We start from the raw sequence: 2,025 nt of genomic DNA, 5'->3' as shown, positions 1-2,025 counted from the left end.
ATGAAAAACATCAGCTATAAAGCTGATGTTTTTTTGTGTTTATAAAATAGTTTAAATAATTGATAAAAATTCTTTAAACACTTCATTTTCGAAGAAAATTTGCTTAAGAGTAAATATTGACCTTAGAAGTATTTTATTGAAATCGCATATAATCATCTAATATAAAAGTATTAATAATAAAGAATTAATATTAATAGAAGAAAAAATATTTAGAAGCTTCAACCACCTGCAGCTTTTTGCTAAGTAACTCTCTTACAATTTGTATTTAGATTTTAAACCAAAGATGTAATTGGTGAATAAACTAATCTAACATAAAAAGTTAGGGGGTCCAATGTGGGTAAATTTAACTATATAGACTTAATCGCCACATTAGGAATTGAGGATGCACATCCAGGTGGATTTGATTTAACGAAAGAAATGGTGAAATTTTTGCAGATTACATCAAATAGTTCTGTGTTAGAAGTTGGTTGTGGTTCTGGCAAAACAGCACTATATTTATATGAAAAATATAAATGTTCAATTGATACGATTGATATTAACGATCGTATGTTAATCAAAGCTAAAAAACGTTTTAATAAAAAAAAGATACCGATTAATTTATTCCAAGCAAGTGCAGAGAAACTGCCTTTTCAAGAAAATGTATACGATTTTATTATTTCTGAGTCAGTAACTAGCTTTACAAATGTAGATAAATCATTAAGTGAATATGCAAGAGTATTAAAAAAAGGTGGATATCTTCTAGCGATTGAAATGACAACAGAGAAACCTTTAACATTAAGAGAACAAAGAGATATACAAGACGTTTACGGAATTTCAAAAACAAGAACAGTAAAAGAATGGGAACATTCTTTAATCAAAGCAGGATTTGGTGAATATAAAATTATCCGAGGCGAAACAATTGTAAACACTACTACAAAACCAATGGCATCATTACCTTTTGATAAATTGCCAGCTGAAGGTATTGAATTACTACACAAATTTCAAAAATTAATACTACGTTATAAAGATGTATTAGGATATAGGGTGTTTTTATGTAGAAAGCAAAGATAAGTTGATCAAAACTTATCTTTGCTTTCTATTTTCATTAAATATTTAATTTAAGGATTAAGTTGCTTATTTATGAAGTGTGACTCTTATTTTTGCTGAATACAAAATTGAAGTTAATAAAATAACTATGAAAGCGCAGAAAAAAGAAAAGACCAAAAGGGGTCTTTTCGGTTAAATAATATATTTATTTTCATTCTAAAAAAAGAATAACGCAGCAAGGGCGATACCCGCGATAAAGCCTATAGCTATGGATACTCCAAAACCACAACCGAAGAATCCACATCCGAAATTTTCTCTCTCACGAAAGTTATTATTATATCTTTGATCTTGACGGTAGTTTCTATTTGAGTAATCCATATTTGAGTTATTTCTGTTTGAATAGTTTCTGTTTGAATAATCTCTATTTGAGTTATTTCTGTTTGAATAGTTTCTATTTGAGTAATCTCTGTTCGAGTAATTTCTGTTTGAACGTTCTCTGTTAAAGTCATTTCTATTGCGATTTGATGAATTAGATGATCTATTGTTTGAGTAATTAGAGTTTTGACGTTGATGATCTATTGGTTCGATCCACACTCGATCATCACTAACTTTACTAATTCTACCATAATGCTCATTTCCAGATTTATCGTAAATGCGTACAACCTGCCCTCTATAATTATTACATAATTGACGGGCTTCATTACTTTGCATAACAATTCCTCCTTTCTTGTACTAATCTATGGAGAAGGAATAGCTTATGCTTGTACTTTTACCTATTTGTATAAATAACTAATTAATTCATTAAGTATTTCTGGTTTTATTAAATTAATGTAAATAAAAGCTTGCAATGTATTGGACGAGGTGGTATATTTATTTATGTTGTCACAACGAAACAACTTGGACAACAAAAAACAGATTAAATAATTGTTGACACAAATGTCGATAAGATGTTATGATGTTTAAGTCGCTTCTGAAGGCGACAAAGTGAACTTTGAAAAC

The 2,025-nt window shown here is 29.0% G+C and carries 2 protein-coding genes; one reads left to right on the top strand and one right to left on the bottom strand.

The genetic code is table 11. The annotated features are described in order from the left end of the window. The first annotated feature begins 333 nt into the window (after nucleotides 1-333). On the top strand, nucleotides 334-1,050 hold the full coding sequence (locus tag V7056_RS19815) for a class I SAM-dependent methyltransferase (RefSeq protein ID WP_499704109.1): 717 nt from the start codon (nucleotides 334-336) through the stop codon (nucleotides 1,048-1,050). Between the two features lie 192 nt (nucleotides 1,051-1,242). On the opposite strand, the gene V7056_RS19810 is transcribed toward V7056_RS19815, so the two are convergent. Then, the gene (locus V7056_RS19810; RefSeq protein ID WP_499704108.1) at nucleotides 1,243-1,737 is read right to left on the bottom strand and encodes a hypothetical protein; all 495 of its coding nucleotides are present in this window, start codon (nucleotides 1,735-1,737) and stop codon (nucleotides 1,243-1,245) included. Between the last annotated feature and the right edge of the window lie 288 nt (nucleotides 1,738-2,025).

Origin of the sequence: Bacillus sp. JJ664, from assembly GCF_036962205.1 — a bacterium.
Classification (GTDB): domain Bacteria; phylum Bacillota; class Bacilli; order Bacillales; family Bacillaceae_G; genus Gottfriedia.
Note: the sequence above shows the minus strand (reverse complement) of the source record. Positions and strands in the feature narration are given on the sequence as shown.